The organism is Sphingobium sp. BHU LFT2 (assembly GCF_018604485.1).
Lineage (GTDB): Bacteria > Pseudomonadota > Alphaproteobacteria > Sphingomonadales > Sphingomonadaceae > Sphingobium > Sphingobium yanoikuyae_A.
Genome location: NZ_JAFCGW010000001.1, coordinates 620,119 through 645,165, shown reverse-complemented (window position 1 = coordinate 645,165; position 25,047 = coordinate 620,119). Strand labels below are relative to the sequence as shown.

Here is a 25,047-nt window from a genome sequence, read left to right as displayed (position 1 = left end):
CGCATGACAGGGGAACTGGCGGGCAAGGTCGCCATCGTCACCGGCGGCGCGGGCGGCATCGGTCGCGCCACGGTGGAGCTGTTCGTCGCCGAAGGGGCGAGGGTGCTGATTGCCGACCGCGATGGGACGGCCGGCACCGCGCTGGCCGTCGCGCTCGGACCATCGGCACTGTTCATGGCCGTCGATGTCGCCGATCGGGACCAGGTGCAGGCGATGGTCGCGCGCGCGGTCGATGCCTTTGGCGGGCTGCACATATTGTTCAACAATGCCGGGATCAGCTGCGCGCCCTTCCCGCATTTCCTCGACGACAGTCTGGCCGATTTCGACCGGGTGATGGCGGTCAATCTGCTGGGGCCGATGCTGGGAACGCAGGCGGCGGCCCGGCACATGAAGGATCATGGCGGCGGCGTCATCCTCAACAATGCCTCGATCGCGGGGGTGCTCGCGGGGCAGGCGATGATGAGCTATCGCGCGTCCAAGGCGGGGCTGATCCAATTCTCCAAATCGGTGGCGATCGACCTGGCGCAGCATGGTATCCGCGTGAACTGCCTGGTGCCCGGCCATATCCGCACCAGCCTGTCCTCTTTCAGCGCGCAGGGGGCAGAGGCGGACCGGGCAGCACGGGTCGATGCCGCGATCGACGCGGTCTATCTCTCCAACCAGCCCTTGAAGCGGCGCGGCGTACCGGACGACGTGGCGCAGGCGGCATTGTTCCTGGCCAGCGACCGCGCGCGCCAGATCACCGGCATCGCCATGCCGGTCGAGGGCGGGGTGGTTGCCGGCGATCCGGTCAACCATCTGGAGGATATATTGGCGGCGCGGGCTCAGGCGCTTTCCGACTGAGCGGCGTCCGCAGCGGCGCGCACCATCGTGCGCAGGTCCAGCATGGCCTGGGCGCCGGCTCTGGCGGCTTCGGCCGGCGTCAGGCCGAAACAGGTCTTGCGATGACCCGATATGACGCCGGAAAAGAGCGCGGCTTCCAGCGGCGCGACATCGCGGCCCAGGATCGCGCGGAGCAGGCCGCCGCTGGTACGACCGCGCCGATAGCGCAACTGGGGGGCGAAATCGCGCAGGTCGCCGTCGCGCGCGGCGGCCAGCATCAGTTCGTCGATCGCCGGCAGGATGCGGTCGTTGCGGGGCGGGGGATTGGAATAGCGCGCGAGCAACTGCTCGTCGGTCAATTTCACTGCCTCCGGCACGGTGCCGCCGCCCGATTCCACCGCCTTGCGATAGATCATCTCGAACGCGGCGCGGACCAGCTCGGCGCTGGACCGGAAATTATAGGAGACGACGCCCAGCGTCAGGCCCGCCCGCGCGGCGACGGCGCGATGGGTCAGGGCCGCCATGCCCTCCTGCGCCAGCACATCGGCCGCCGCCTCGGCAATCTGTTCCATCGTGCCGCTGCTGATCGTCTGTTCGGGCAGGGCAAGGTCGGCCTGTTCGCGGGCGAACTGACGCCAATGACCGGCACGCACCGGGCGACCGCACAGCCAGTCGTTCCAGCCGGCGCACATGTCGTCCAGCGCGGCGCGGTCGACCGGTCGGCGCCAGCGCATCAGGTGCAGCGTCGCTTCGCCATCGAACAGATAGGCGGTGAAGGCGCCCCGACCCGGATGGCCGCAGCGGGTGCAGACCTCTTCCCAGAAACTGCGCCACATCGCCGCCCAGCGTTGGGCGAGCGGGCCATAGCGATCCTCCCGCGCAGCGATCAGCTGGCATTCGCGCCAGGCAAAGGCCAGCCGGCGCTGTTCCTCGCACCATTGGTCGATCAGGGCGGCGAGCAGCGGCGCGAAGGCGTCACGCGACAGGGGCGCGACCCCCTCCAGTTCCGCCAGCCGCGCCGCGCACCAGCGTTCCGACTCGCGCTGGGCCTGCTCATGTGCGGAAAGAAACAACTGTTCCAGTGATCCGAAGTGATGATAGATTCCGGATACGGGGGTCTGGGCCAGGCGGCTGATCGCACGGGCCGATGTGCCGCTCGCGCCATCACGTTCCCATAGGTCGATAACCGCCTCGATAAGCCGCGCCATTGCGCCGATTTCCGATGTTTTTCCCGAATGTGCAGCCGTCGCCATAGCGTCCTTTATGCCATATCCCGCCGAACTGGCAAAGGCTGCGTCGGGGCGGTATCCGTGTCTCGCCACTGTCATATTGCCGCTGTTCCTGTCATCAAACTGAGATACATATGTAACTGCGGCTGCATACAGGCGTTCTAACTGCCCCTCCGAATTCAACATCATTCGGGGGATACGCATCATGAAATGTTCGTCTGTCCTGCGCCGTCGCGCACTCATTCTGGCCGGCACCATGCTGATGGGGGCGGGGCTGATGGGGGCGGGCTTCGCGGCCCCGGCCCATGCGGAGGACGCGCCGCTTGACGAAGGAGATGCCGGCCTTGGTTCGATTGTCGTCACTGCACAGAAGACCGAGACCAATCTGCAGAAGACGCCGATCGCCATTTCGGTGCTGGGCAGCGATGATCTCAAGGCGCGCAGCGTGGTGAGCCTGAAGGATCTGGGCGACGGCGCTGTGCCGTCGCTGCGCATCGCCCCCTTTGCGTCGCGCAATTCGGCGCTGACCGTCGGTATTCGCGGCATCGTGCCGTTCGACGCCAACCAGCCCAGCCGCGACGCGGGCGTCGGCATCTATATTGACGGCGTCTATCTCGGCCGTTCGCAGGGGCTGGGCACCGCCCTGTTCGACATCGAACGGATTGAGGTGCTGAAGGGGCCGCAGGGCACGTTGTTCGGCCGCAATTCGACCGGCGGCGCGCTCAGCATCGTCAGCAGGAAGCCGAGCGGCGAGTTTCACCTGAGCCAGACCATGGGCGTCATGAATTATGACGGCTACAAGGTCGAAACCCATCTCGACCTGCCCAGCTTCGCCAATGTCAGCGTCAAGCTGGACGCGCTCGTCACCAAGCGCGGCGGCACCACCGACAATCCGATGGCGGGCGAGGAGGATTATAACCAGCTCGACCAGCGCGGCATGCATGGCACGATCCTATGGGAGCCGAGCAGCCGCTTCTCGGCCCAATATGATTTCGACACCTCCTATGACGCCAGCACGCCCTATTATTTCCAGATGCTGGGCAAGTCGGATCGTCTGCCGGTCGCGGACATGGTCGAGGTCCAGCCCGATCGCGCCAGGACCGCCGATATCGGCGTGCCGATCCAGAAGAGCATCGGCAAGACCCATGGCCATGCGCTGCACATGGACTGGCAGGTCGCCGATGGCATCAACCTGCGCTCCATCACTTCCTATCGTGAACTGAGCCAGAGCCAATATGATAATGGCGGCGCGCATCAGGGCGCCTTTGCGCCCTATGCCAAGTTTGCGCGCTACAGCCTGGCAGGCCTCGACCAGAATCAGTTCAGTCAGGAAGTGCAGTTGGTCGGTTCGACCTCGCGCATCGATTTCGTCGCCGGCGCCTATTATTATCATGAAAAGGGCGAGGATTGGGCTTGGGCGCCCTATACCATGCAGTGGGGCGCAACCGCGGCCGACGCGCCGACCCGGCTGCCGACGCTGGAAGCCGGCCAGGTCACGCCCTATCCCGACCGTGCCAGCGACGCCAAGGCAGACAGCTTCGCCCTCTATGGCCAGGCGACCTGGACCCCGGCGATCCTGGACGATGCACTGCACCTGACCGGCGGCGCGCGCTATACCCGTGACAAAAAGAGCGGCGACCTGTTCAAGGTCAATGGCGTCGACAAGGATTTCCGTTTCGACATTTCCAGCAGCCGGATCGACCCGACCGTCACTCTGGCGTTCGACGCGACCGACAATATCCATCTCTATGGCAAATGGGGGACCGCCTATCGCGCCGGCGGCGCCAATTCGCGCTCCGTCACCTATCGCGCCTATAAGCCCGAGGAGGTCGAAACCTCCGAAATCGGCTTCAAGGGCGAGTTCCTCGATCATCATGTCCGGCTGAACCTGGCCGCCTACAAGACGATCTACAAGAATCAGCAGATCGACTTCAACGCGGTGCTGTCCGAAGTGCCGGGCGGCCCGACCCGCACCACGATCGAGACCGTCAATGTCGACGGCCATGGCACGATCAAGGGCGTCGAGGCCGATCTGGTGGTGATGCCGGCCGCAGCCTTCGCCGGCACCATCGCCGATCCGGTGGTGGAACGGGTGGCGCCCGACAAGCTGGCGATCCGCTGGCAGGATGCCGATCCGGTCGATCTGTTGCAGGCCGATCGCCCCGATGCCCCCATTGCCAGCGCCACGCTGGTGGCGGCCAGGGACAAGGACGGCGTGCAGGAGGTGCAGGTGGCGCCGGGCACCCGCCCCTATTTCCTGTTGCGCGACAGCAAGAGCGGCGCGGTGACGCGCGTGGCCGAGCGTGTGCTGGTGATGGAACAATCCTCCAACTTCCGCGATCTGGGCGGCTATCCGGCGGCTGGCGGCAAGCATGTCCGCTGGGGCCGGATCTACCGCTCGGGTGGGCAGGCGATGCTGACCCCGGCCGACGTGGCGCAGGTGAAGGCGCTGGGCGTCGCCAATCTGGTCGACCTGCGCTCCGACGAGGAACGGCTGTTCGCGCCGACCAAGCTGGACGGCATTGCCTATAATGCTGTCGGCTATTCGATGGCCGCAATGATGCAGGGCATGAAGTTCGACCCCAAGAATATGGACATGGCCAAGCAGGCCGAAGCCTATGCCGGCACTTATCGCGGCATGGCGACCCAGTTGAAGCCGCAACTGCGTATCGTCTTTGCCCGCCTGCTGTCGAAGGACGGGCCGCTGCTGTACAATTGCTCGGCCGGGCAGGACCGCACCGGCTTTGTCAGCGCGATGATCCTGTCGGCGCTCGGCGTGCCGCGCGATGTCATCTATCGCGACTATGTGCTCTCGACGCCGTCGCGCCGCCCGGAATATGAAGTGCCGCCGATGAGCGATGCCGTCGCGCAGAGCAGCCCGATCGCCGGCATGTTCGCACAGATGCAGAAGGGCGGAGCGATGGCCAAGGCCAATCCGCTGGTGCTGCCCGACGGCACGCCCTTCCTGACCTATGCCTTCGCCGAAATCGACCAGAAATGGGGTTCGGTCGATGCCTATCTGGCCCAGGAAATCGGCCTGACGCCGGTGGACATTGCCGCGCTGCGCACCACCTATCTGGAATAAGTATCGCTTATTCCAGATCGGCATGAAGGGCGCGGCGGGATTCATTATCCCGCCGCGCCCGCAAGGCGCTAGGAGGCTGGAAAAGGGTGCGCTATCCTTGTCCCACTTTCTGGAGGCCATATGATTTTCCGTTCGATCGACCCGGCCAGCGACACGCTCCTGTGGGAAGGGGAGGCGGCCGATGCCGCGACCTGTGCGGCGGCCGTGACGCGCGCCCGCGCCGCCTTTCCGGCCTGGGCCGGGCTGCCGCAATCCGCGCGCGAGGATCATGTGCGGCGCTACAAGGCGCTGCTGTCGGACCGCAGCGATGCCTTTGCCAAGGCGATTGCGCGCGAGACCGGCAAGCCGCTATGGGAGGCGAAGACCGAAATCGCCTCGATGATCGGCAAGGTCGACATTTCGATCGCGGCGCAGGCGGAGCGCGCCGGATCGCGCGAGCAGGCGACCCCGTTCGGCCGGGCGGTGCTGCGCCACAAGCCGCATGGCGTGATGGCGGTGCTTGGCCCCTATAATTTCCCCGGCCATCTGCCCAACGGCCATATCGTGCCGGCGCTGCTGGCGGGCGATGTGGTTATCTTCAAGCCATCGGAACTTACCCCGCTGGTCGGCGAACTGATGGCGCAGGCGTTTCGCGACGCGGGCCTGCCCGATGGCGTCTTCACCTTGTTGCAGGGTGGGCGGGACACCGGCGCGGCATTGATCGCGCAGGATATCGACGGTCTGTTGTTCACCGGATCGGCGGGCGCGGGCGCTCATTTCGCGCGCGTGATGGCCGACCGGCCGGGCGTCATCCTGGCGCTGGAGCTGGGCGGCAATAATCCGCTGGTCGCCTGGGACGGCGATGCGCAGGCGGTCGCCTCGATCATCGTCCAGTCGGCCTTCATCACCGCGGGCCAGCGCTGTTCCTGCGCGCGCCGGCTGATCGTGCCGCAGGGCGCGGCGGGCGACGCGATCCTCGACGCGACGGTGGCGCTCGCCCGGCGGCTGACGATCGGTGCCTGGGACAGCCAGCCTGAGCCTTATATGGGCGCGCTGATCTCGGCTGAGGCGGCAGCTCATGCCAGGGCGCGCCATGCCGCGCTGCTGGCGTTGGGCGGCGTCGAATTGCTGCCGCTGGAACAGCCGGCGGACCTCGGCGCGGCCTTCCTGACGCCGGGCATCATCGACATGACCGGGGTGGAGGCACCCGACGAGGAGATTTTCGCGCCGCTGCTGCAGGTGATCCGCGTCGCCGATTTCGACGCCGCGATCGCGGCCGCCAACGCGACCCGCTATGGCCTGGCGGCTGGGCTCGTGTCCGCCGATGATGCGCTGTGGGACCGGTTCCTGCTGGAAAGCCGCGCCGGCGTGGTCAACCGCAACCGGCCGACCACCGGCGCGAGCGGGGCGATGCCGTTCGGCGGCCTGGGCGCATCGGGCAACCACCGCCCCAGCGCCTATTATGCCGCCGACTATTGCGCCTATCCGGTCGCCAGTTTCGAGGCTGGGGACGTGCTGGACCTGACCGCCGATATCAAGGGGCTGGCAGGCTGATACATGCGTCTGGTCGAGAATTACTAGTTGACGCAAGACAATATCGGCTTGGCACGGATGATGACATGACAGCGATTGCCATTCTGCTATGGCTTTGGATATGTCGTCCTATCGCCTGATTCCGAGCGCCGTCGAAAAGCCTTGGGGACGCAGGGATTTGCCTGCGCGCTTTGGGTTGAATGCCGATCGCCGCGTGGGCGAGATCTGGTTCACGGCGGACCCCGATATGCCTCAGCCGCTGCTCGTCAAATATCTCTTCACGAGCGAGAAATTGTCGGTCCAGGTCCATCCTGACGATGCCCAGGCGCAGGCCATGGGGCTGGCTGGCGGCAAGTCGGAATGCTGGTATGTCCTGGCAACCGAAGGGGACGCTCGACTGGGCATCGGCCTGACCCGGACGGTCGATGCCGATGCGTTGAGAGCGGCCGCGCTGGATGGGTCGATTGAGGAATTGATCGACTGGAAGCCGGTAAGGCCGGGCGATTTCTACTATATTCCGGCGGGCACGATTCATGCCATCGGCGGCGGTATTACCCTCGTTGAAGTGCAGCAGAATAACGACGTGACCTATCGCCTGTTCGATTATGGGCGCCCCCGCGAACTGCATCTGGATGCCGGCATGGTCGTCAGTGCGCCTGTGCCCTATGACCGGCTGGCGCAACATGTGACCAGCGACCGCGCCTGCGTGCTGGTGGAGGAAACCGGCGCCCCCTTCACGCTCGAAAATCTGGTGCATGAGGCTGGCGAACGGGTTCTGCAGGATCAGGGGCCGTTCTGGTTCATCCCGTTGCAGGGGAGTGGGCTGATCGACGGTCAGCCCTGGTTGGCAGGCGAGTGCTGGCTGATTGAAGATCAGGCGGACATCGCGGTCGAACACCGGTCGCACGCCCTGCTGGCGCGACCCGTCGCCTGAACGGCGCACCCATTCCACAATCTGAAAAGCATTGGCGCTCGATCCGCCAGGCGGCTTAACGCGACTGGCGCGTCCGGATTCGCGGTGAAGCGTCTGGTGACGTCTAATGATCCACATGATGGAACCGTGGTCCGTTATGGCAACGGTTCATCGATGATATAGCTCGTTTCGTCGCAAAGGCGGCGCCATCCTCGCGTGTCCATATATAGATATGAACACCCAATATATGGGATATCAAAGGGTTGTCGCGGCGGGGTCTGGTCGCGATCGACCTCAAACCCGTGCCCAAACGGGGGGGCACGCATAGGGAGGATGTTTAAGTGAGGTTTTCCAATTATCGCGCCTTGTTGTCGACGTCGGCCGTCGCCGCCGTCCTGCTGGGCGCCATGCCGGCCGCGGCACAAGACCAGCAGCAGTCCGAACAGCCTCAGCAGGCGCCCGAAGCGAGCAGCGAGGATATCGTCGTCACCGGTATCCGTTCCAGCCTTCAGGGCGCGCTCAACGCCAAGCGCAACGCCGCGCAGGTTCTGGACGCGATTTCGGCCGAGGATATCGGCAAGTTCCCGGACAAGAATGTCGGTGAAGCGCTGCAGCGCGTGACCGGCGTCCAGCTGACCCGTTCCGACGGTGAAGGCTCCGGCATCACCATCCGCGGCGCCGATCCGTCACTGAACCGCGTCGAGATCAACGGCGTCACCGCCCTGTCCACCACCGTGGGCGGCGGCCGCGATGTCGATTTCCGCGATCTGCCCTCCGAATTCGTCAACCGCCTGGAAGTTGTGAAGTCGGCCACCGCCGACATGACCGAAGGCGGCGTCGGCGGCACCGTGCGCGTCATCACCCGCCGGCCGTTCGACAATGGCGGCAAGCCCTATCTGGCCGGTTCCGCCCAGGCCATCTATGCCGATATCGGCGACCATATGGACCCGCGCCTGGCGCTGATCGGCAGCGACACCTTCGCCAATGGCACGATCGGCGTGTTGGTGTCGGGCACGTTCGAGAACCGCAATGTCGAAAGCCATCAGGCGCGCACCACCGGCTGGGTCCAGCTGGACAGCGATCCCAATACGGCCGGCATGCAGGCCTATGACCTCAACAATGACGGCGTCGGCGATTTCTTCCCCGACATTCCGCGCTATGTCATCAACCGCCTGGAAACCCGCCGCTATGCGCTGAACGGCATCCTGGAATGGCGCCCGAGCGACGATTTCAAGGCCTATGTCGAAAGCAACTGGACCAAGTCGATCCAGTCGGTGACCTCGCAATATCTGCAGACCGGCACCAGCGGGGGCATCGTCGACACGGAAAACACCATCATCGGTCCGGACAATACGGTCGAATATCTGGTGATGACCAACAATACGTCGAAGGCGCAGACCAGCCAGCTGGGCGTGTCCTATCGCAACATTCTGGGCGACATCAAGCGTACCACCTATAATGTCGCGCTGGGCGCCGACTGGACGACCGGCAACCTGACGCTGACGCCGAAAATCTCGCTGTCCAAGGCCAAGGCCTATAATAACGAGATCAACGCGACCGCAGCCGTCACCGGCATGTCCAGCCTGATCGTCGACTATAGCAACGGCCAGAATGCGCCGAACATCATCCTGCCCAATGATCCGACCACCACGGCCGGCATCAACCAGCTGACCGTGCTGCGCCGTCCGCGCTATGACGACCAGACCGAGAAGATGGCCAAGCTGGACGCGGAATATAAGACCGACGGCGGCCTGTTCACCTCGTTCAAAATTGGTGGCCAGTATCGCGACCTGACGGTCAAGAGCCGCTTCTACACCCGCACCACGACGCTCAATGGCTTCAGCGATCCGGCGGTGCAGTCGCAGATCGACAGCATCGTCAGCGGCAATGCGGCGCTCGGCACCTCGCCCTTCTTCCACACCGGCAATCTGGGCTTCACCGGCGATTATAGCGGCTGGCTCAACATGACCCAGGGCGTGGCCGATGCGGTAGGCATTCCCGATCCGTTCGAGGAAGGCGGCTGCCCGGCCAATGCCGACGGCACCTGCCAGGTCTATACCGACACCTGGAAGGTCGGCGAACGCAACCTGGCCGGCTATGGCCAGGCCAGCTTTGCCTTCGATGTCGGGGCCGTGCCCGTCAGCGGCGTGATCGGCGCGCGCGTCGTCAATACCAAGGTCAATACCTCGGGCTATCTCAGCACCGGCGGCGTGATCTCGCCCGTATCCTATGACAGCAACAGCACCGAATTCCTGCCCTCGATCAACATGAAGGCGGAACTCATCCCCAACAAGCTGATGGCGCGTGCGACCGCGACCGAAGTGATGGCCCGCCCGCTGCCGCAGCAGCTGGCCCCGCGCTTCACCATCGACGTCGTTGGCCTGTCGGGTTCGCGCGGCAATCCGGATCTGCAGCCGTTCCGCGCTCGCCAATATGATGCGGGCCTGGAATATTATATCAACCGCACCAGCTTCGCGTCGGTCACCTATTTCCGCAAGGAAATCAGCTCGTTCATCCAGAACACGACCGAACCTTACACCGATGCCAGCGGCGTGACCTACACCATCACCGTGCCCACCAACGGCACGCAGAAGGTGACGATCAACGGCGTGGAAGCCGGCGCGCAGATCGCGTTCGACTTCATCGACGTGCCGGTGCTCAAGCAGATGGGCGTGGTCGCCAACTATACCTATTCCAAGGATAGCGGCTATGAAGGGAAGGATTATTTCACCGGCGATTCCCTGCCCTTCCAGGGCCTGTCGCGCCATGCCTACAATATCTCGGCCTATTATGAAGACGACGTCGTCAGCCTGCGGGGCGCCTATAACTGGCGGTCCAAATATCTGATCACGGCGCAGGGCCGCGGCAACAATCCCGAGTTCGGCGAAGCCTATGGCCAGCTCGATGCGTCGCTCAACGTCACGCTGATGCCGGGCATCTCGATGTTCCTGGAGGGCGTCAACCTGCTCGACGCGACGCGCAAGGAAAATGCCAACAGCGTCGAACGCCGCACCATCATCGAGACGGTCGGCCGCCGCGTCTATGGCGGTATCCGCTTCAAGCTCTGATTGGCGCTCATGGCCTGGCCTCCCCCAGGTCATGAGACAGGCTGCGGGTCGGGACATGCCCGACCCGCAGCATCATTTTTTCAAGATTAAGCGGGACAGGTCGCCATGTTCTCTCGCCGCACCCTCCTTGCATCGCTGGCCCTGGCGCCGATCGCCGGCCCCTTGAACGCTGCGGCGCGGGGGCCGCTCTGGCGCGACGATTTCCGCCATGGCCTCAAGCAATGGCAGCTGGAGGCGGTGGGCGATGCGCGCGTGACCGCGCAGGACGGCCTGCTCGATATCGTCGCGCCCAAGGGACTGACGCTCTGGTTCCGTCAGGCGCTCAAGGGCCCGGTCGCGATCCGCTACGACGTGCGCGCCGTGTCGGACGGCGGTCCCTATGACGAGGTGAGCGACGTCAACGCCTTCTGGATGGCGCGCGACCCGGCGGCGCCCGGCGGATCGGCGCTCGGCCGCACGCGCAGCGGCACGTTCGAGGAGTATGACAGCCTCCGCACCTATTATGTCGGCATTGGCGGCAACCGGAACAGCACCACGCGGATGCGCCGCTATGTGGGTGAGCCGGGCCATCGCCCGCTGCTGCCGGAACATGACCGCACCGACAAGGCGGCGATGCTGGTGCCCAATCAGTGGTTTTCGATCGGCCTGATCGCGAACGGATCTCATATTGCGGTGGAGCGGGACGGGGCGACACTGTTCACGCTCGACGATCCCGATCCCTATCGCAGCGGCCATTTCGGCCTGCGCACGACGCAGAGCCATCTTCAGGTCCGCAACTTCACCATCACCAAGATCTGAACAACATAAAAAGGGAGAGCAAAATGGATATCAGGGCGGGGATCAGCCGGCGCGACAGCCTGAAGGCGGGATTGATGGCGAGCGCGACCGCGCTGCTGCCGGGCGCGGCGCAGGCGGCCACCAGTGCGCGCGGTGGCGCGATGCCGGAAACCCCGGTGCGCTGGATCGACGATGCCGCCCCGCCGCTCTCGCTCGGCCAGACCTTCGGCGTGCCATGGCCGCGCGGCGTGCTGCGCGCGGGCAAGCCGCTGTCGGTGCAGGGCGCCGATGGCACCGCTTTGCCCTCGCAGCACTGGACGCTGGCCACCTGGCCCGACGGGTCGATCAAATGGACCGCCCATGCGCTGCCCGCCGGCACCGGCCAGCCCGGCGCGCTGCGCGTGGTGCCGGGCAAGCCGGCCGCGCCGCAGGCGCCGGTACTGGTGCGCGAACTCGCCGATCGAATCGAGATTCAGGTCGGCGCGCTGCGCTGGAGCATCGGCCGCTCGGGCAATGCGATCATCCAGTCGGCGCAGCAGGGCGGTCGCACCGTCGTCGGCCCCCTGACGCTGGTGGCCAGCGTGGACAGCGCGCCCGAAGGCGGCACCCGCACGCCCTTCACCGGCCGCATCACCAGCGCCACGGTCGAGCAGAAGGGGCCGGTCCGCGCCGTTGTCAAGCTCACCGGCGTGCATGAGGGGCAGGGGCGGCAGATTTTGCCCTTTACCCTGCGCCTCTATGCCCATGCCGGCGGCGATCATCTGCGCATCGTCCACAGCTTCATCTTCGATGGCGATCCGGCGAAGGATTTCATCAGCGGCATCGGCCTCACCGCTGCGGTGCCGATGGCCGGCGCCCCGCATGACCGCCATGTCCGCCTCGCTACCGCCGATGATGGCCTGTTCAGCGAAGCGGTGCGGCCGCTCACCGGCCTGCGCCGCGATCCGGGCAAGGCGGTGCGCGCCGCGCAGATCGCCGGCAAGGCGGTGCCGATGGACGCGATGGCGCCGGGCGTCGCCAAGCTGCTCGATCGCATCCCGACCTGGGGCGATTTCGACCTGACCCAATTGTCGGCCGACGGTTTCTCCATCGCCAAGCGCACCCAGGAGGGCCATGCCTGGGTCGATTCCGTCGCTGGCAGCCGGTCGCAGGGCCTGGGCTATATCGGCTCGCCCCAAGGCGGCGCGGCGATCGCCACCCGCTATTTCTGGCAGCGCCACCCGTCCCAGATCAGCATTCGGGACGCCGAAAGCGACATGGCGACGCTGACCGCCTGGCTCTGGTCGCCCGATGCCAAGCCGATGGACATGCGCTCCTATCGCGGCGTTCTGGGGATGGAGGGTTATGACGCCCAGAATGAAGGGCTCGACATCACCTATGAGGATTATGAGCCCGGCTGGGATGCCGCGACCGGCGTTGCCCGCACCAGCGAGCTGACCCTCTGGGCCTGCGCCGCCACCCCCTCGGCCGATGCGCTGGCCGCCATGGCGCAGGCGAACGCCGTGCCGCCGCAGCTGATGGTGACGCCCGACCGCATTCATGAAGCCGGCGTGTTCGGCATCTGGAGCCTGCCCGACCGCTCGACGCCCATGAAGGCGCGGATCGAGGACCAGAATAGAAATCTGGTCGACTTCTATGTTGGTGAGGTCGATCGCCGCCGCTGGTATGGTTTCTGGAACCATGGCGACATCATGCACACCTATGATTTCGACCGGCATGTCTGGCGCTACGACATTGGCGGCTTCGCTTGGGATAATAGCGAATTGTCGCCCGACCTGTGGTTCTGGACCAGCGTGCTGCGCACCGGCAATGCCGCCGCCTTCCGCTTTGCCGAGGCGCTGACCCGGCACACCGGCGAGGTCGACGTCTATCATCTCGGCCGGTTCAAGGGGCTGGGCACCCGCCATGGCGTCCAGCACTGGAGCGACAGCAGCAAGCAGCCGCGCGTCAGCAATGCCATGTATCGCCGCATCTTCTATTATCTGACCGCCGACGAGCGCGCCGGCGACCTGATGCGCGATCTGGTCACGTCCGACCTGGCGCTGGAGCATGTCGAGATCGGCCGCAAGGTGCCGGGGGCCGAGCGCAATCCGCTGCCGGCCGGCGTCATTGATTTGAGCTTCGGCACCATGTGGTGTTCGGTCGCCTCGGCCTGGCTCACCGAATGGGAGCGGACCGGTGACAAGAAGTGGCGCGAGCGACTGCTGAACGGCATGGATAGCATCGGCCGCCTCAAATATGGCTGGCTCGCGGGCAGCGCCCCCTATGACCTCAAGACCGGGCGCTTCATGGGGGCGGGGGACAAGATTTCCATCTCGCACCTTAACGCCGTGTTCGGTGCGCTGGAGGTGAATGCCGAGCTTCTCGACCTGCTCGACGTGCCGCGCTATCGCACCGCCTGGCTCGATTATTGCCGCTGGTTCAATGCCTCGCCGCAGGAGTGGAAGGCGAAGTTCGACCAGCCCTTCGGTCGCCGTAACCTCAAGGAAGGCCATTCGCGCCTGACCGCCTATGTCGCGCGCGAGACCGGCGACAAGGAATTGGCGGTGCGCGCCTGGAAGGAATTTCTCGGCGGTGACGCGGGCCTCGGCCTGTCGACCGGCGATCCGCGCGTGGCGCTGAAGGGGCCGGCCTATGTCCGCCCGATCGTCGAATGGCCGGACGTCTCCACCAATGCGGCGTCGCAATGGGGCCTTGCCGCGATCGAGAATCTGGCGCTCATTCCCGACGCGCTCGCCGACGCTGCCAACTGATGAAGGGCCATAAGATGAAGACGATGATGATGGGCCTGATGGCGGCGCTGACCGTAAGCGTGGCGACCCCGGCGCTGGCCAAGCCCGTGGCCGAATGGGTCGACCAGACCACCGGCCACCGCGTGCTGCGGCTGACCGACACGCCAGGCAGCGCCAGCCTCTATTTCCACCAGAACAGCTACACGCCGCAGGGCGACAAGATGGTGATCTCCACCCCCGACGGCATTTCGGTGCTGACGCTGGCCGACTGGACCATCAGGCCGCTGGTCAAGGGCAAGGATATCCAACTGCTCTTCACCGGGCGCAAGACGCGCACCGCCTATTATGCCAGCCACAAGCGCGACGATGGCGCCGGCGCGACGACCCTCTATGCCGCCGACATCGACAGCGGCAAGGTCCGCAAGATCGCGACCGTCGATCGCGGATCGATCGGTTCGATCAATGCGGACGAGACGCTGCTGCTCGGCCAGTGGGCGGCAAGCGACAAGCCGCTCCAGCCCGACGGCACGCAGAAGCGCGCCGCGCCGGAGATCAAGCAGCAGTTCGGCCAGGCCAATTATGCCGCCAACGGCCCGGACGGAAAGCCGCTCAGCTTTGCCGAGGCGAAGGAAGTGCGCCTCAATGAACGGCTGGAAGCGCGCATCCCGATGGAGATTTTCACCATCGACATCCGCACCGGCGAACGCAAGGTGGTGGTCGCCTCCACCGACTGGCTCAACCATATCCAGTTCTCGCCGACCGACCCTAAGCTCATCATGTATTGCCATGAAGGCCCCTGGCACAAGGTTGACCGGATCTGGACGATCCGCACCGACGGCAGCGGCCAGCAACTGGTCCACAAGCGCAGCATGAACATGGAAATCGCCGGCCACGAGTTCTTCTCGCCCGACGGCAAGTGGATCTGGTATGATCTCCAGACGCCTCGTGGCGAGGTGTTCTGGCTCGCCGGCTATGAATTGGCGACCGGGCATCGCCAGTGGTTCAAGGTCGACCGCAACCAATGGTCGGTCCATTACAACCAGGCGCCCGATTTGAAGCATTTCTCCGGCGACGGCGGCGACAGCGAAATGGTCGCCCATGCCCCGGACGGCAAATATCTCTATCTCTTCACGCCCCAGGCCATTCCCGACGTCGCCGGCATCCATGCCGACAATGCCGCCGACCTGATCGCGCCGGGCACTTTCGGCGTCGAGAAGATCGTCGACATGCGCAAGCATGACTATCGGCTGGAGCCGAACATCACCTTCACGCCAGACGGCAAATGGATGATCTTCCGCTCCAACATGGATGGCGCGCCGCAAATCTACGCGGCGGAGATTGCCAAGCCGGCGCACTGACGACGAGCGATTGCCGGGCGGGGCGTCGCTGGCCTATGGTCGCGGCGCCCCGCGTGAAAAGGCTGACGTCATGATGCGTGCCCGGCTCTGCTCCCTGCTGCTGTTCCTGACGCCGGTCGCGGCCGATGCCGTGCCGCCGCCGACCCCGGCCGATCTCGCTGGCTGCGAAGGATCGGCGTTCGTCGTCGACAAGCTGGTCTGCGCCGACCCGGCGCTCAGGGCGGCCGATGCCCGCGTCCGGGTGCCCAGCGCGGATCAGGCCCAATTGCTCGATGCCGCGTCCGATTATGTCGAGCGCCAGGATGGCTGGTTTCAACGCCGCAACCGTTGCGCCTTCGCCGATGATCAGCCCGCCTGCCTGCGCGACGCCTATGCTGAGCGCAGCGCCGTGCTGACGGCGCTGGCCCATGATGCTACGCAGGACCGGGCGGGGCGATGCGGCAAGATGGCGGTGCGGCTCGGCACGCTGGAGGGGGCGACCATCATCCGCGATGACAGCCGGCTGGTCGCGGTGGGGCTGCCGAAGGCCCGATCGTCCTGGCGCCCGTTCGTGACGGCGGAACCGCGCGGCAAGGCATGGCGCCTGCGCCGGCTGGACGGCGCGCATATCGACTGCCGCTAGGGCTCAGTCCTCGTCCTCGCTGTGCATGATGTCGGCGCGGGTGATGGTGCCGCCCTGGCTGTGGACCACGGCCAGCCGCTTGCGGCCCTTGTCGCGGAAGCTGATCTCGCCGCTGTCGATCGCGGGATCGGCGATCATGATGAGGGCGTCGAACACGCCGCGCGCCTCGCGCAATTCGCTCAGGATCGTCAGCAGTTCGTGGGACGTGATGCGGGTGCCCCCTTCGCTGTCGGGCATCTGCTTCTCGATGATCCGGTGCAGCGCCTCGACGATCGCCAGCGTCGGATGCAACCGCTCGACTGGCACCGGCGGGGTCAGCGGAACGGCGCGAACATCGGCCAGCGCCAGATAGGGGTCGATCGCGCCGGGGCCGAAAACCTGCTCGATATTGGCAAGGGTCACGGCGTCCAGGTTGCTCGCCTCGTTGCGGGCATTCTTGACCGTGCCGGCCGAACAGCCGATCCGCTCCGCCAGCTGGCTGTCGGACAGGCCATGGGCCTTCTGGATGCGCCGCACGATGGTGGCGACCGCTTCCCGATAGATGCCGTTCGATAGCCGCGTTCCGGCCATGTCCCGCTTCTCCCGCTTCGACGTGCCCCGCCCGACAAAAATGCCGGGCCGGACGGATGTGCGCAAGACTTTGTGCGCGGCGCCCGATTCCGGCAAAGACCTTGGCGGGGCCTGCACCCTAGTTGCACAATCCATGAACCCCGATCGTCGCCGTTTTCTCCTTTCCGCTTCCGTTCTGGTCGCGGGCGCTGTTGGCACCGCGCGTGCCTCCGCGCCGGGGCCGATGCGCGCGCTGAAACCCATGGTGCCGGCCCAGCCGATCGCGCCGCTCACCACGCCGACCCCGCCGGCGCTGGTGAAGCCCGCTTTGTTTGCGCAGGCGCGCGCGGCGCTGGAACGGCATCCGCAGATCGTCAATCGGCACCGCATGGCGCTGGTCGATTTTGCCGCGCCCTCGTCGGAGCCGCGGCTGCACATCGTCAACCTGCTGGATGGCACCACCACCTCCTATCTGGTGGCGCATGGCAGCGGATCGGACCCGGATCACAGCGGCTGGCTGGAGCGCTTTTCCAATGCGCCCGGCTCCAACGCCTCCTGTTCGGGCGCGTTTCTGACGGCCGATCCCTATGTCGGGAAACATGGCCCGTCGCAGCGCTTGCAGGGGCTCGATCCGACCAACGACAATGCGATGAGCCGGGCGATCGTGCTGCATGGTGCCTGGTATGCCGAACCCACGCTGGCCGGTGCGCGCGGCAAGCTGGGGCGCAGCCAGGGCTGTTTCGCGGTCGGCGACAGCGTCCGGTCGCAGGTCATGGCCCAGTTGGGCCGGGGTAGCCTGATCTACGCGGCCAAGCTGGTCGTCTGAATTTTGCCATAAGCGCGTCGCCCCAATCGGCGCGCGGGTCCGTGCCGCCGCTTAACCCCTTTCGCGGTGGGCACCATGGCCGTCCGGGAGCGGTGCTTGCATCGCTCCCGGACTTTATTTCTCGGTATTTTCCCTGAGCCCTATCCACGGCTTTGCCGAATGCGCGGCGCCAGCGTTGCTGTAGCATGCGGCCGTCTGCGACTCCGCTTTCCGGCGTCGCAGGAACAGGGGAAATAAGGATGACGCGTTTTTCGACCTTTCTGTCGGTGACCGCCTTGCTGGCGGCTGCCCTTCCGATCCCGCCGGCCCATGCGGCGCCGCCGCGCGATGTCGATGATCTGGTCGGCGCGCGAGGCTCTTCGGGCGAAAATGCGCTGCAATCGCGCGGCTATCGCATCGCCAAGCAGAATGGCCTCACCAACTATTGGTGGAACAGCGCGAAGGACCAGTGCATCCGGGTCGTTACCTATAATGGCCGCTATGATGCGATCGACAGCGCATCGGATGGCGATTGCGGCCATGGCGGCGGCAATACGGCCGCAGCGGCCGTAGCCGGCGTTGCGGCGATCGGCCTGATCGCGGCGCTTGCCAGCCACAAGAAGAGCCATGGCGACAGTTCGGCCCAGCATGACAGCGAATATGAGCGCGGCTATCATGACGGCCTGTATGGCGGTGACTATGATCGCAACGACAGCGAAGCCTATCATTCGGGCTTTTCGGCGGGCAATGCGGAGCGGAGCAATCGTCTTGCCGCCAACAGCCAGATCGTGCGGGGCGCGCCGGCGGCGGCGCAGCGCGCCTGTGCCCGGCGCGGCGACGAGTTCCAGAATGTGCCGGCGGGCAGTTCCGTGCCGGTCAGCGTCTATCCGCAAGGTGGGGATCGCTACGAGATCATCATCGCGTCCGGCCATTATCGCTCGCGCTGCACCGTGACGGGCAACGGCAATGTGATGTCGATGGACCCCTATTGATCGGAAGGATGTGCATCATGAAGAAAGCAATGATCGCGACCGTCGCGCTGTCGGCACTGGCCATGCCGGCCATCGCTCAGGCCCCGGTGCGCAGCGAGCGGGTGCAATTCGCCAGGGGGAGCGCGTCGAAGGTCATCAAGGCGTCGCTCAAGGGCTATGACATGGTCGATTATCTGGTCGGCGCGCGGGCCGGTCAGACCATGAATGTCCGGCTTCAGACCAGCAACGCCTCGAATTATTTCAACGTGATGGCACCCGGTGCCGGGGATACGGCGATGTTCGTCGGCTCGTCCGCCGGCAACAGCTTTGCCGGCCGCCTGCCCGCCAATGGCGATTATCGCATCCGCGTCTATCTGATGCGCAATGCCGCCCGCCGCAACGAAGTCGCCAATTATACGCTGACCGTCAGCGTGCAGGCGCTGGCGGCGACCGCGGCGCAGGTGATGCCGGCGGCGACCGGCCCGGCGCTGACGCCGGGCAACATGCCCGCTTATTGCCGGGGGGAAGTGTCCGGCCAATATGGCACCCGTCCGACCTATGTGAAGACTGGCGCGATCGCCAAGGCGCCCGGTGGTTTTTTCATCGACGGCACGGTCGACAAGGGCAGCGAGGGGATCAAGCGCTTCCGTTGCCGCTTCGATGCGCAACGTCGCTTCGTCGACGTGATGGCGATGACGCCGGACGGCGAATAGCCGGTTCAGCCGCCCAGGATCAGGAAGCTCGCCCCGCTGTTGATCAGCGAGGCGAGCAGCCAGGTGTTGAACGCCGAACGGAAGGATGCCCAGGTCGATTTTCCGGTGCGATGGCGCAGCCAGATCGTCTCGATCCGCAGATACCAGCTGATCGTCACCAGCATGATGACCAGCGCGGCGACCGCCCAGCCGACATCGCCAAGGCGCGCCAGGATCGACGCGATGCCCAGCACCAGGGCGGCCGGCCCGGCAATATAGCATTGGGCGTAGAAGGGGCGGCGCAGCGTGTCGCGGTTGAGTGCCAGGCCCTGCGCCTTCAGCCGCCGCACCGCGAACATCAGCGGATAGATGGCGAAAAGGAAGGCGCGCAGCACCAGCAGGTTCATTTCCGACGTGGTGATTTCCTTGCCGATGCCGGTGGTTGCGACCTCCGGCATCTTCTGGTGCGACGCCACCTCGATCAGGTGCGACAGCAATATGGTCAGCATCAGGAACAAAGGCGGGCTCAGCATGTCGGTGAATTGCTGGTCCGGCGCATCCTCCAGTTCCTTGTCGGAATAGCGCAGCATCTGGATCGGGTGGCGGATGGTCCGCCATAGGGTGCGGGGATAGAAGACCAGCCAGCTCATCGCCTCATAGAGAAATTCTTCCAGCGACTGGAACAGGCGTAGGAAATCCATTGATGCTCCCGATCATGAGGAAGGCTGGCATCCCGCCGCCGGGGCAGGGTCGCGCAGGTGGGCCGGGCAGACGGAGGCGCCACGCGGCCGAATGTTTCCCGGTTCAGTTGGGCCGGTTGAGCGTGAATCCGTCAGCCTGTTCAACGCAGGCCCGTCCGGCTCGGATGATGGCGGCGCTAGCGGTTGCTGGCGAGCTGCTGCCCGGCGCGCGCCGCCGGCTTGTCCGCGGTCAGATCGTCGAGCCAGGGCAGGGCCGGTGGCGCCAGCCTGACGGTGGGGGTTGCATCCTGCGGCGTGCCCATGCTGCTTGCCGTGGCCAGTGCCACACAAATGCCGGCGCCCGCTGCGACCATTGCAGGCCAGTCTCTTACCATCGCACACAGCTCCCTCTGCTGGGCTGCGATCGGCAGGAAAAGTTGCGCGATTGGCGCCGCGACTCACCCGTCCGAACGCTGGAATAGGGGGATGATCGCGCATTCGCGGGCATCGCGCCATAGCGGATTTTCCGGGGGTCGGGCGATCGTCCCGCTTTGGTCCGACCGCGGCTTTCGGGCGCCGCTTCACGCCATGGGATAGGGATATCCGGGGCGCTCCCTAGGGGAGAATCCCGATGGCTGGCCCGGCGTCCGCTTGGCTATGCCCAGGAATATTCAAAGGGAGGTCGCGATATGATCAGGCGCATATTCGTCACGGGTCTGCTGCTGGCGCTGGCAGGCTGTGCCACCACGCCACGGGTCAATTATGATGCCGATCCCGCCGCCAATTTCGCCAGCTATCGCAGCTATAGCTGGGCGTCGATCACCGTGCCGCAGGGCATGAACCCATTGCTGTTCCAGCGGGTGAAGGCGTCGATCGACACCGCCCTCGCGGCGCGCGGCTATAGCCAGGCTGAACCCGGCGAATTTGCCATCGGCTTTACCCTGGGCGCGCGCGACCGGGTCGAGGTGACCGATTTCGGTCCCTATGCCACCTATTATCGTCCCTGGGGCGGGTGGGCCGGCTGGGGTGGCTATCGCAATGTCGATGTGCGCAACGTGACCGACGGCACGCTGACGGTCGACATTTATGACACCGGGACGAAACAGCCGGTCTGGCACGGCACGGCCACGCAGGAAGTCAGCCGCAAGAGCCCCGACCAGGCGACAATCGACAAGGCGGTGACCGCCGTGCTCGCCAATTTCCCGCCGCCGATCAAGCCGAACTGACAGGAGGGGAGCATATGGCCGAATCGCAGGAAACCAGGGGCGTGCCCATCCGCCCGGCCCGCAATGTGGGCGAGCCCGTGCCGCCCATTCCGTCGGTCGACATGAGCGATCCCGAAGGGGCATCGACCGCCTATTCGCATTTCCGAACCGGCCTGTCGCGCCATCGCACGGGCCTGTCGGAACATCGCACCGACCTGTCCGAATATCGCACCGACCTGTCCGGGCATCGCACCGAAATGTCGATGCGCCGGACCGGCATGTCGTTCCAGCGCACCCGGATGAGCGCGGACCGGACCCTGATGTCGGAAATGCGGACGGCGCTGTCGCTGATCGGCTTCGGCTTCACCATCAACCAGGCATTCCAGAAGATGCAGGACGCGGGCAGCATCCAGAATGTCAACGCGCCGCGCAATTTTGGCGTGGCGCTGCTGGTGTTCGGCATCGTGCTGCTGGCCGGCGGCATCGTGCGCCATGTCCAGTTCGCGACCGAATTGCGGGATCGGCGCAAGATCATGACGGAGGATGGGCTGATTCACTCCGACAGCCGCTTCCCGATCTCGGTGACGCTGGTGATTGCGCTGTGCCTGCTGGCGCTGGCGCTGGCGGCGGTGCTGGGCATCGTCTTCAACATCGCGCTGCTGGGCTGAAGCGCGGGCAGGCGGGCGAGGGCTGTGCCCCGTGGCGTCTCAGCTCTGCAGCATGTCCTGCCCGCTATTATAATGGTGCCAGGCCATGATCGCGGCGGCGCCGCGATGCGGCCGCCAGGCTTCTGCCAGGTCGCGGGTCAGCTTCTCGCTCGGCCGTTCGCCCAGCCCCAGGATGCGCCCGACCGCGATCTGCACCGCCAGGTCGCCGGCCGGCCAGATGTCGGGGCGGCCTTCGGCGAACAGCAGATAGATTTCCGCCGACCAGCGGCCGATCCCCTTGATCTGCACCAGTTGCGCAATCGCGACTTCATCGTCGGCGGGCAGGGCGTGGAGATCGAGCGTGCCGTCCACCACAAGTTCGGCCAGACTGCGGGCATAGCCCTGTTTCTGGCGCGACAGGCCACAAGCGCGCAACGCATCGAAATCGCGTGCCAGCAGCGCTTCGGGTGTGCAGCCCACGCCCAGTTCCGCCTCCAGCTTGCGCCAGACCGCGGCGGCGGAGGCGACGCTGACCTGCTGGCCGACGATGGTGCGCAGCAGCGTCTCATAGCCCGGCTCGCGCACGCGCGGTACCGGGTAGCCGACGCTGGCGATCGCCGCGCCGAATGCCGGCTCCGCCGCAGCGATGAAGTCCAGGCTGACGCGCAATTCTTCCGCCGTGCTTACCATGTCCGCCCGTCCAGCCCTTGATTTCGCCGCCGCTGTCGGTCAGAGCGGCGGGGATAAGTCCAAAAGGAATGGGTAGATGCCGAAGCTGATCGTGGTCAACCGTGATGGTGCCGAACAGACTGTTGAGGGGGACAAGGGTCTCTCGGTGATGGAAGTCATTCGCGACCATGGCTTTGACGAGCTGCTCGCGCTGTGCGGCGGCTGCTGCTCCTGCGCGACCTGCCATGTCTATGTCGACCCGGCCTTTGCCGACGCCCTGCCGGCGATGAGCGAGGACGAGAATGACCTGCTCGACAGCAGCGATCATCGCAACGAGACCAGCCGCCTGTCCTGTCAGGTCGTGCTGAGCGATGCGCTTGACGGCCTGCGCGTCACCATCGCGCCGGAAGACTGATTTCTTACTTCAGGGCCTGACCCGCAACGTCGCGGCCGGCGCATCGCCGGTCAGCGGCGTGATGGTCCATGTGATGCGCTTGCCCTCCGGCACGGTGGTTGCGCCATCTTCCTGATTCTGGCTGACGATCTCCGCATCGGTGGTCAGCGTGAACGTGCCGTTCAGCGCCTTGGCCGCCGCGTCGCCCGATCCGCCACCCATGCCGGCCGGCCCCTGGCTCTTATCGAAACCGTTGGAAAAGCCGGGCGCCTTCACCCGCACCCGGTCCGCCCCGCGCATTTCCACCGCGACGAAGGGCAGGACGATCTGCGCGTCGATGTTGAAGGGGAAGAGGAAGGCATGGTCCAGCCTTCCGCTGATCGCATAGTCGATCGCGAATTTGTGATCGCCCAGATACTGGACCGACCGGAAGCCCTTCTCCTTGGTGAGCGCGCTCGCCATCGCCTGCATCTGCGCATCGTCGCCGCTGGTCTTGTCGAACTGGGGTTCGGCGGGCGGGGCGGGTGTCTTGCTCTGGCTCTGCGCCACCTTCTGCAGCACGGCCTCCTCGCCCTCGGGCGGGGCGACGCCTTCCAGCGGATCCTCCTCCGCATTGCTGTTCAGGCCGCCCAGTGCCTTGTCCATGTCCGACGCCAATATCTCGCCCTTATAGGCAAAGGCGAAGCTGCGGTCGGCGCGGATGTCGAGGGTGGAGGTGAAGCTGCCGGGGGTCACCAGGCATCCGGGCAGCATCAGCAGCGCCGCCAGTGCGCCCGCCGCGCGGGACAATAGGACCATGGCGAACCCCCGTTCGTCTGCGCGACGATATGGGCGGGGCAAGGCGCCCTACCCACATCGTCGCAAGATGGTGCCCGGCGGCCGCTTACCGGCTGGTGGCGGCGTACAGGGCGATCGCTGCCGCATTGGAGACGTTCAGGCTCTCCATGCGCGGGCTGATCGGCAGCTTAGCGATAATGTCGCAATGCGCCATGGTGTTGTGGCGCAGCCCTTCGCCCTCGGCGCCCAGCACCAGCGCGACGCGCGATTCGCCGATCGCGTCGGCCAGCACGGTGTCGCAATCGCCGTCCAGGCCGATGCGCCAGTAACCGGCTTCGGCAATCTCTTCGAGCGCGCGGGCCAGGTTCACCACCCGCACCCAGGGCACGGTTTCCAGCGCGCCCGACGCGGCGCGGGCCAGCACGCCCGATTCGGGCGGCGCATGCCGGTCTTGCGTCACGATGCACAGCGCGTCGAAGGCGGCGGCCGACCGCAGGATCGCGCCGACATTATGCGGGTCGGTCACCTGGTCGAGCACCAGGATCGGGCGCTGGTCGTCCTGCCCCTGTTCCAGCACGTCGCCCAGCCAGACATCGTCCAGCGGTTCGACTTCGGCGACAATGCCCTGATGCGGCGCATCCGACGGCACCATCCGGCCCATGTCGGCGACGTCGGAATAGACGATCGGCAGCACGGGCGGCAGGTCGAGCGCGCCGATCGCTTCGCGCGTGCCCCATATCTTGCGCACGACGCGGTTCGGATTGGCGAGCGCAGCCGTGATGGCATGGCGTCCGTAGAAGCGGGGGAAGGCGCCTTTCGGCTTGCCGGTACGATGTCCTCTTTTCATGTTTTCGCTCTTTTCACATCACCCCATTGACAGGCAAGCCTCCATTCGCCATTGAGCCGCCTCCAGCGCGGCGGGACAGCAAATTTCCACCGCGTAGGGCACTGGACAGGTGGCCGAGTGGTTAAAGGCAGCAGACTGTAAATCTGCCCGGGTTTCCGTACGCTGGTTCGAATCCAGCCCTGTCCACCACTGCCCTCATCGGCGCGCCGCCTCTTTCGGGTTTCCGGTCCGCGCGCCGCTCCAGCCGAGCCCGTTACCGCAAGAGGAACGCCGCTTGGCCTGGGTCATTCTCGGCATTGCCGTATTCACCGAAATCATCTGGGCATTGAGCCTGAAATGGGCCGCCACCGTCGGCAGCTGGCAGGCATCGGCCGTGCCGATCGGCCTCAGCTTCCTCAACATGGGCCTTTTGGCGCTGGCGATGCGGGATCTGCCGGCGGGCACCGCCTATGCGATCTGGACGGGCCTGGGCGCCGTGGGCGTCATCATCGGCGGCATGATTCTCTATGGCGATCGGGTCAACATGGCCCAGATCGGCTTCATGGCGATGATCGTGATCGGCGTGATCGGCACCAAATTGTCGGCCCAGGCGTGATTGCTACTCCTGATTCGCGCGACATGATTCGGCGCATGGCCTGATCGCGGGATCGGGGCGTCGCGCCGCAGGCTTATTGCCGCAGCGCAACAAAATCG

The 25,047-nt window shown here is 65.5% G+C and carries 23 protein-coding genes, 1 tRNA gene and 1 pseudogene; 18 read left to right on the top strand and 7 right to left on the bottom strand.

All coding sequences use genetic code 11. The features are described from left to right. Positions 1-3: 3 nt before the first annotated feature. Positions 4-843: an SDR family NAD(P)-dependent oxidoreductase gene (locus tag JQK15_RS03170; protein WP_214863372.1), complete on the top strand. Its 840-nt coding sequence runs from the start codon at positions 4-6 to the stop codon at positions 841-843. On the opposite strand, the gene JQK15_RS03165 is transcribed toward JQK15_RS03170, so the two are convergent. Next, on the bottom strand, positions 825-2,030 hold the full coding sequence (locus tag JQK15_RS03165) for a TetR/AcrR family transcriptional regulator (protein WP_251007526.1): 1,206 nt from the start codon (positions 2,028-2,030) through the stop codon (positions 825-827). The genes JQK15_RS03170 and JQK15_RS03165 overlap by 19 nt on opposite strands. Before the next feature lie 226 nt (positions 2,031-2,256). On the opposite strand from JQK15_RS03165, the gene JQK15_RS26780 reads away from it, so the two are divergent. From JQK15_RS26780 to JQK15_RS03120, 9 genes and pseudogenes are all read left to right on the top strand, one after another. Further along, the gene (locus JQK15_RS26780) at positions 2,257-5,136 is read left to right on the top strand and encodes a TonB-dependent receptor domain-containing protein (protein ID WP_251007525.1); all 2,880 of its coding nucleotides are present in this window, start codon (positions 2,257-2,259) and stop codon (positions 5,134-5,136) included. A 120-nt stretch (positions 5,137-5,256) separates the two neighbouring features. Then, positions 5,257-6,669, top strand: a complete 1,413-nt coding sequence (gene astD / locus JQK15_RS03150) for a succinylglutamate-semialdehyde dehydrogenase (RefSeq protein WP_214863368.1) — start codon at positions 5,257-5,259, stop codon at positions 6,667-6,669. Positions 6,670-6,769: 100 nt separating this feature from the next. Then, positions 6,770-7,582: a class I mannose-6-phosphate isomerase gene (locus tag JQK15_RS03145; protein ID WP_214863366.1), complete on the top strand. Its 813-nt coding sequence runs from the start codon at positions 6,770-6,772 to the stop codon at positions 7,580-7,582. A gap of 320 nt (positions 7,583-7,902) precedes the next feature. Then, positions 7,903-10,629: a TonB-dependent receptor gene (locus tag JQK15_RS03140; RefSeq protein WP_214863364.1), complete on the top strand. Its 2,727-nt coding sequence runs from the start codon at positions 7,903-7,905 to the stop codon at positions 10,627-10,629. A 105-nt stretch (positions 10,630-10,734) separates the two neighbouring features. After that, a complete protein-coding gene (locus JQK15_RS03135) occupies positions 10,735-11,427 on the top strand; it encodes a DUF6250 domain-containing protein (protein WP_214863362.1) in 693 nt (230 codons plus the stop codon). A 23-nt stretch (positions 11,428-11,450) separates the two neighbouring features. Next, positions 11,451-12,887 (top strand): annotated as a pseudogene (locus JQK15_RS27635) (exo-rhamnogalacturonan lyase family protein); the annotation flags it as partial. Between the two features lie 3 nt (positions 12,888-12,890). Beyond that, a complete protein-coding gene (locus JQK15_RS27630) occupies positions 12,891-14,159 on the top strand; it encodes an exo-rhamnogalacturonan lyase family protein (protein WP_502956785.1) in 1,269 nt (422 codons plus the stop codon). A 14-nt stretch (positions 14,160-14,173) separates the two neighbouring features. Continuing rightward, positions 14,174-15,496: an oligogalacturonate lyase family protein gene (locus tag JQK15_RS03125; protein WP_214863358.1), complete on the top strand. Its 1,323-nt coding sequence runs from the start codon at positions 14,174-14,176 to the stop codon at positions 15,494-15,496. Between the two features lie 70 nt (positions 15,497-15,566). Then, the gene (locus JQK15_RS03120) at positions 15,567-16,118 is read left to right on the top strand and encodes a lysozyme inhibitor LprI family protein (RefSeq protein WP_251007524.1); all 552 of its coding nucleotides are present in this window, start codon (positions 15,567-15,569) and stop codon (positions 16,116-16,118) included. Between the two features lie 3 nt (positions 16,119-16,121). Here the strand turns inward: JQK15_RS03120 and JQK15_RS03115 are convergent, their stop codons facing one another. Continuing rightward, positions 16,122-16,688 carry a helix-turn-helix domain-containing protein gene (locus JQK15_RS03115; protein WP_097385825.1) on the bottom strand — a complete coding sequence of 189 codons (567 nt, stop codon included), beginning with the start codon at positions 16,686-16,688 and terminating at the stop codon, positions 16,122-16,124. 133 nt (positions 16,689-16,821) lie between these two features. Between JQK15_RS03115 and JQK15_RS03110 the strand changes: the two genes are divergently transcribed. The 3 genes from JQK15_RS03110 (at position 16,822) to JQK15_RS03100 (ending at position 19,156) form a co-directional block, all read left to right on the top strand. Further along, positions 16,822-17,493, top strand: a complete 672-nt coding sequence (locus JQK15_RS03110) for a murein L,D-transpeptidase catalytic domain family protein (protein WP_029547954.1) — start codon at positions 16,822-16,824, stop codon at positions 17,491-17,493. 239 nt (positions 17,494-17,732) lie between these two features. Continuing rightward, entirely contained in the window at positions 17,733-18,464 is a 732-nt protein-coding gene (locus tag JQK15_RS03105) for a hypothetical protein (protein ID WP_214863356.1), read from the top strand. A gap of 17 nt (positions 18,465-18,481) precedes the next feature. Then, the gene (locus JQK15_RS03100) at positions 18,482-19,156 is read left to right on the top strand and encodes a hypothetical protein (protein ID WP_214863354.1); all 675 of its coding nucleotides are present in this window, start codon (positions 18,482-18,484) and stop codon (positions 19,154-19,156) included. A 5-nt stretch (positions 19,157-19,161) separates the two neighbouring features. Here JQK15_RS03100 and JQK15_RS03095 read toward each other — a convergent pair whose 3' ends face one another. Both JQK15_RS03095 and JQK15_RS03090 read right to left on the bottom strand, forming a co-directional pair. Continuing rightward, a complete protein-coding gene (locus JQK15_RS03095) occupies positions 19,162-19,836 on the bottom strand; it encodes a hypothetical protein (protein ID WP_214863351.1) in 675 nt (224 codons plus the stop codon). A gap of 176 nt (positions 19,837-20,012) precedes the next feature. Beyond that, positions 20,013-20,210 carry a hypothetical protein gene (locus JQK15_RS03090; RefSeq protein WP_069336512.1) on the bottom strand — a complete coding sequence of 66 codons (198 nt, stop codon included), beginning with the start codon at positions 20,208-20,210 and terminating at the stop codon, positions 20,013-20,015. Between the two features lie 294 nt (positions 20,211-20,504). Here JQK15_RS03090 and JQK15_RS03085 point away from each other — a divergent pair, with 294 nt between their 5' ends. Both JQK15_RS03085 and JQK15_RS03080 read left to right on the top strand, forming a co-directional pair. Beyond that, positions 20,505-21,041 (top strand): DUF4136 domain-containing protein, encoded by a 537-nt coding sequence (locus JQK15_RS03085; RefSeq protein ID WP_136186412.1) that lies wholly within the window; start codon positions 20,505-20,507, stop codon positions 21,039-21,041. Between the two features lie 14 nt (positions 21,042-21,055). Continuing rightward, positions 21,056-21,688 carry a YidH family protein gene (locus tag JQK15_RS03080; protein ID WP_214863348.1) on the top strand — a complete coding sequence of 211 codons (633 nt, stop codon included), beginning with the start codon at positions 21,056-21,058 and terminating at the stop codon, positions 21,686-21,688. Positions 21,689-21,727: 39 nt separating this feature from the next. Here JQK15_RS03080 and JQK15_RS03075 read toward each other — a convergent pair whose 3' ends face one another. Then, positions 21,728-22,357 (bottom strand): DNA-3-methyladenine glycosylase family protein, encoded by a 630-nt coding sequence (locus JQK15_RS03075; RefSeq protein ID WP_004210270.1) that lies wholly within the window; start codon positions 22,355-22,357, stop codon positions 21,728-21,730. 76 nt (positions 22,358-22,433) lie between these two features. On the opposite strand from JQK15_RS03075, the gene JQK15_RS03070 reads away from it, so the two are divergent. Beyond that, a complete protein-coding gene (locus tag JQK15_RS03070) occupies positions 22,434-22,751 on the top strand; it encodes a 2Fe-2S iron-sulfur cluster-binding protein (RefSeq protein ID WP_004210272.1) in 318 nt (105 codons plus the stop codon). Positions 22,752-22,760: 9 nt separating this feature from the next. Here JQK15_RS03070 and JQK15_RS03065 read toward each other — a convergent pair whose 3' ends face one another. Then, positions 22,761-23,528 carry a hypothetical protein gene (locus tag JQK15_RS03065; RefSeq protein ID WP_214863346.1) on the bottom strand — a complete coding sequence of 256 codons (768 nt, stop codon included), beginning with the start codon at positions 23,526-23,528 and terminating at the stop codon, positions 22,761-22,763. Positions 23,529-23,613: 85 nt separating this feature from the next. After that, on the bottom strand, positions 23,614-24,354 hold the full coding sequence (gene rlmB / locus JQK15_RS03060; RefSeq protein ID WP_010339339.1) for a 23S rRNA (guanosine(2251)-2'-O)-methyltransferase RlmB: 741 nt from the start codon (positions 24,352-24,354) through the stop codon (positions 23,614-23,616). Positions 24,355-24,457: 103 nt separating this feature from the next. On the opposite strand from rlmB, the gene JQK15_RS03055 reads away from it, so the two are divergent. Together JQK15_RS03055 and JQK15_RS03050 are read left to right on the top strand one after the other, a co-directional pair. Further along, positions 24,458-24,543, top strand: a tRNA-Tyr gene (locus tag JQK15_RS03055). Positions 24,544-24,628: 85 nt separating this feature from the next. Next, positions 24,629-24,949, top strand: a complete 321-nt coding sequence (locus JQK15_RS03050) for a DMT family transporter (protein ID WP_214863344.1) — start codon at positions 24,629-24,631, stop codon at positions 24,947-24,949. Positions 24,950-25,047: the final 98 nt, after the last annotated feature.

What these genes read in the sequence shown, in the direction of transcription:
- JQK15_RS27630 (WP_502956785.1), top strand. Translation starts at nt 12,891, where the DNA reads ATGGCGCAGGCGAACGCCGTGCCGCCGCAGCTGATGGTGACGCCCGAC.
- JQK15_RS03165 (WP_251007526.1), bottom strand. Translation starts at nt 2,030, where the DNA reads ATGGCGCGGCTTATCGAGGCGGTTATCGACCTATGGGAACGTGATGGC.
- JQK15_RS03095 (WP_214863351.1), bottom strand. Translation starts at nt 19,836, where the DNA reads ATGGATTTCCTACGCCTGTTCCAGTCGCTGGAAGAATTTCTCTATGAG.
- JQK15_RS03100 (WP_214863354.1), top strand. Translation starts at nt 18,482, where the DNA reads ATGAAGAAAGCAATGATCGCGACCGTCGCGCTGTCGGCACTGGCCATG.
- JQK15_RS03070 (WP_004210272.1), top strand. Translation starts at nt 22,434, where the DNA reads ATGCCGAAGCTGATCGTGGTCAACCGTGATGGTGCCGAACAGACTGTT.
- JQK15_RS03110 (WP_029547954.1), top strand. Translation starts at nt 16,822, where the DNA reads ATGAACCCCGATCGTCGCCGTTTTCTCCTTTCCGCTTCCGTTCTGGTC.
- JQK15_RS03065 (WP_214863346.1), bottom strand. Translation starts at nt 23,528, where the DNA reads ATGGTCCTATTGTCCCGCGCGGCGGGCGCACTGGCGGCGCTGCTGATG.
- JQK15_RS03120 (WP_251007524.1), top strand. Translation starts at nt 15,567, where the DNA reads ATGATGCGTGCCCGGCTCTGCTCCCTGCTGCTGTTCCTGACGCCGGTC.
- rlmB (WP_010339339.1), bottom strand. Translation starts at nt 24,354, where the DNA reads ATGAAAAGAGGACATCGTACCGGCAAGCCGAAAGGCGCCTTCCCCCGC.
- JQK15_RS03115 (WP_097385825.1), bottom strand. Translation starts at nt 16,688, where the DNA reads ATGGCCGGAACGCGGCTATCGAACGGCATCTATCGGGAAGCGGTCGCC.
- JQK15_RS26780 (WP_251007525.1), top strand. Translation starts at nt 2,257, where the DNA reads ATGAAATGTTCGTCTGTCCTGCGCCGTCGCGCACTCATTCTGGCCGGC.
- JQK15_RS03105 (WP_214863356.1), top strand. Translation starts at nt 17,733, where the DNA reads ATGACGCGTTTTTCGACCTTTCTGTCGGTGACCGCCTTGCTGGCGGCT.
- JQK15_RS03085 (WP_136186412.1), top strand. Translation starts at nt 20,505, where the DNA reads ATGATCAGGCGCATATTCGTCACGGGTCTGCTGCTGGCGCTGGCAGGC.
- JQK15_RS03075 (WP_004210270.1), bottom strand. Translation starts at nt 22,357, where the DNA reads ATGGTAAGCACGGCGGAAGAATTGCGCGTCAGCCTGGACTTCATCGCT.
- JQK15_RS03145 (WP_214863366.1), top strand. Translation starts at nt 6,770, where the DNA reads ATGTCGTCCTATCGCCTGATTCCGAGCGCCGTCGAAAAGCCTTGGGGA.
- astD (WP_214863368.1), top strand. Translation starts at nt 5,257, where the DNA reads ATGATTTTCCGTTCGATCGACCCGGCCAGCGACACGCTCCTGTGGGAA.
- JQK15_RS03135 (WP_214863362.1), top strand. Translation starts at nt 10,735, where the DNA reads ATGTTCTCTCGCCGCACCCTCCTTGCATCGCTGGCCCTGGCGCCGATC.
- JQK15_RS03125 (WP_214863358.1), top strand. Translation starts at nt 14,174, where the DNA reads ATGAAGACGATGATGATGGGCCTGATGGCGGCGCTGACCGTAAGCGTG.
- JQK15_RS03090 (WP_069336512.1), bottom strand. Translation starts at nt 20,210, where the DNA reads ATGGTAAGAGACTGGCCTGCAATGGTCGCAGCGGGCGCCGGCATTTGT.
- JQK15_RS03170 (WP_214863372.1), top strand. Translation starts at nt 4, where the DNA reads ATGACAGGGGAACTGGCGGGCAAGGTCGCCATCGTCACCGGCGGCGCG.
- JQK15_RS03080 (WP_214863348.1), top strand. Translation starts at nt 21,056, where the DNA reads ATGGCCGAATCGCAGGAAACCAGGGGCGTGCCCATCCGCCCGGCCCGC.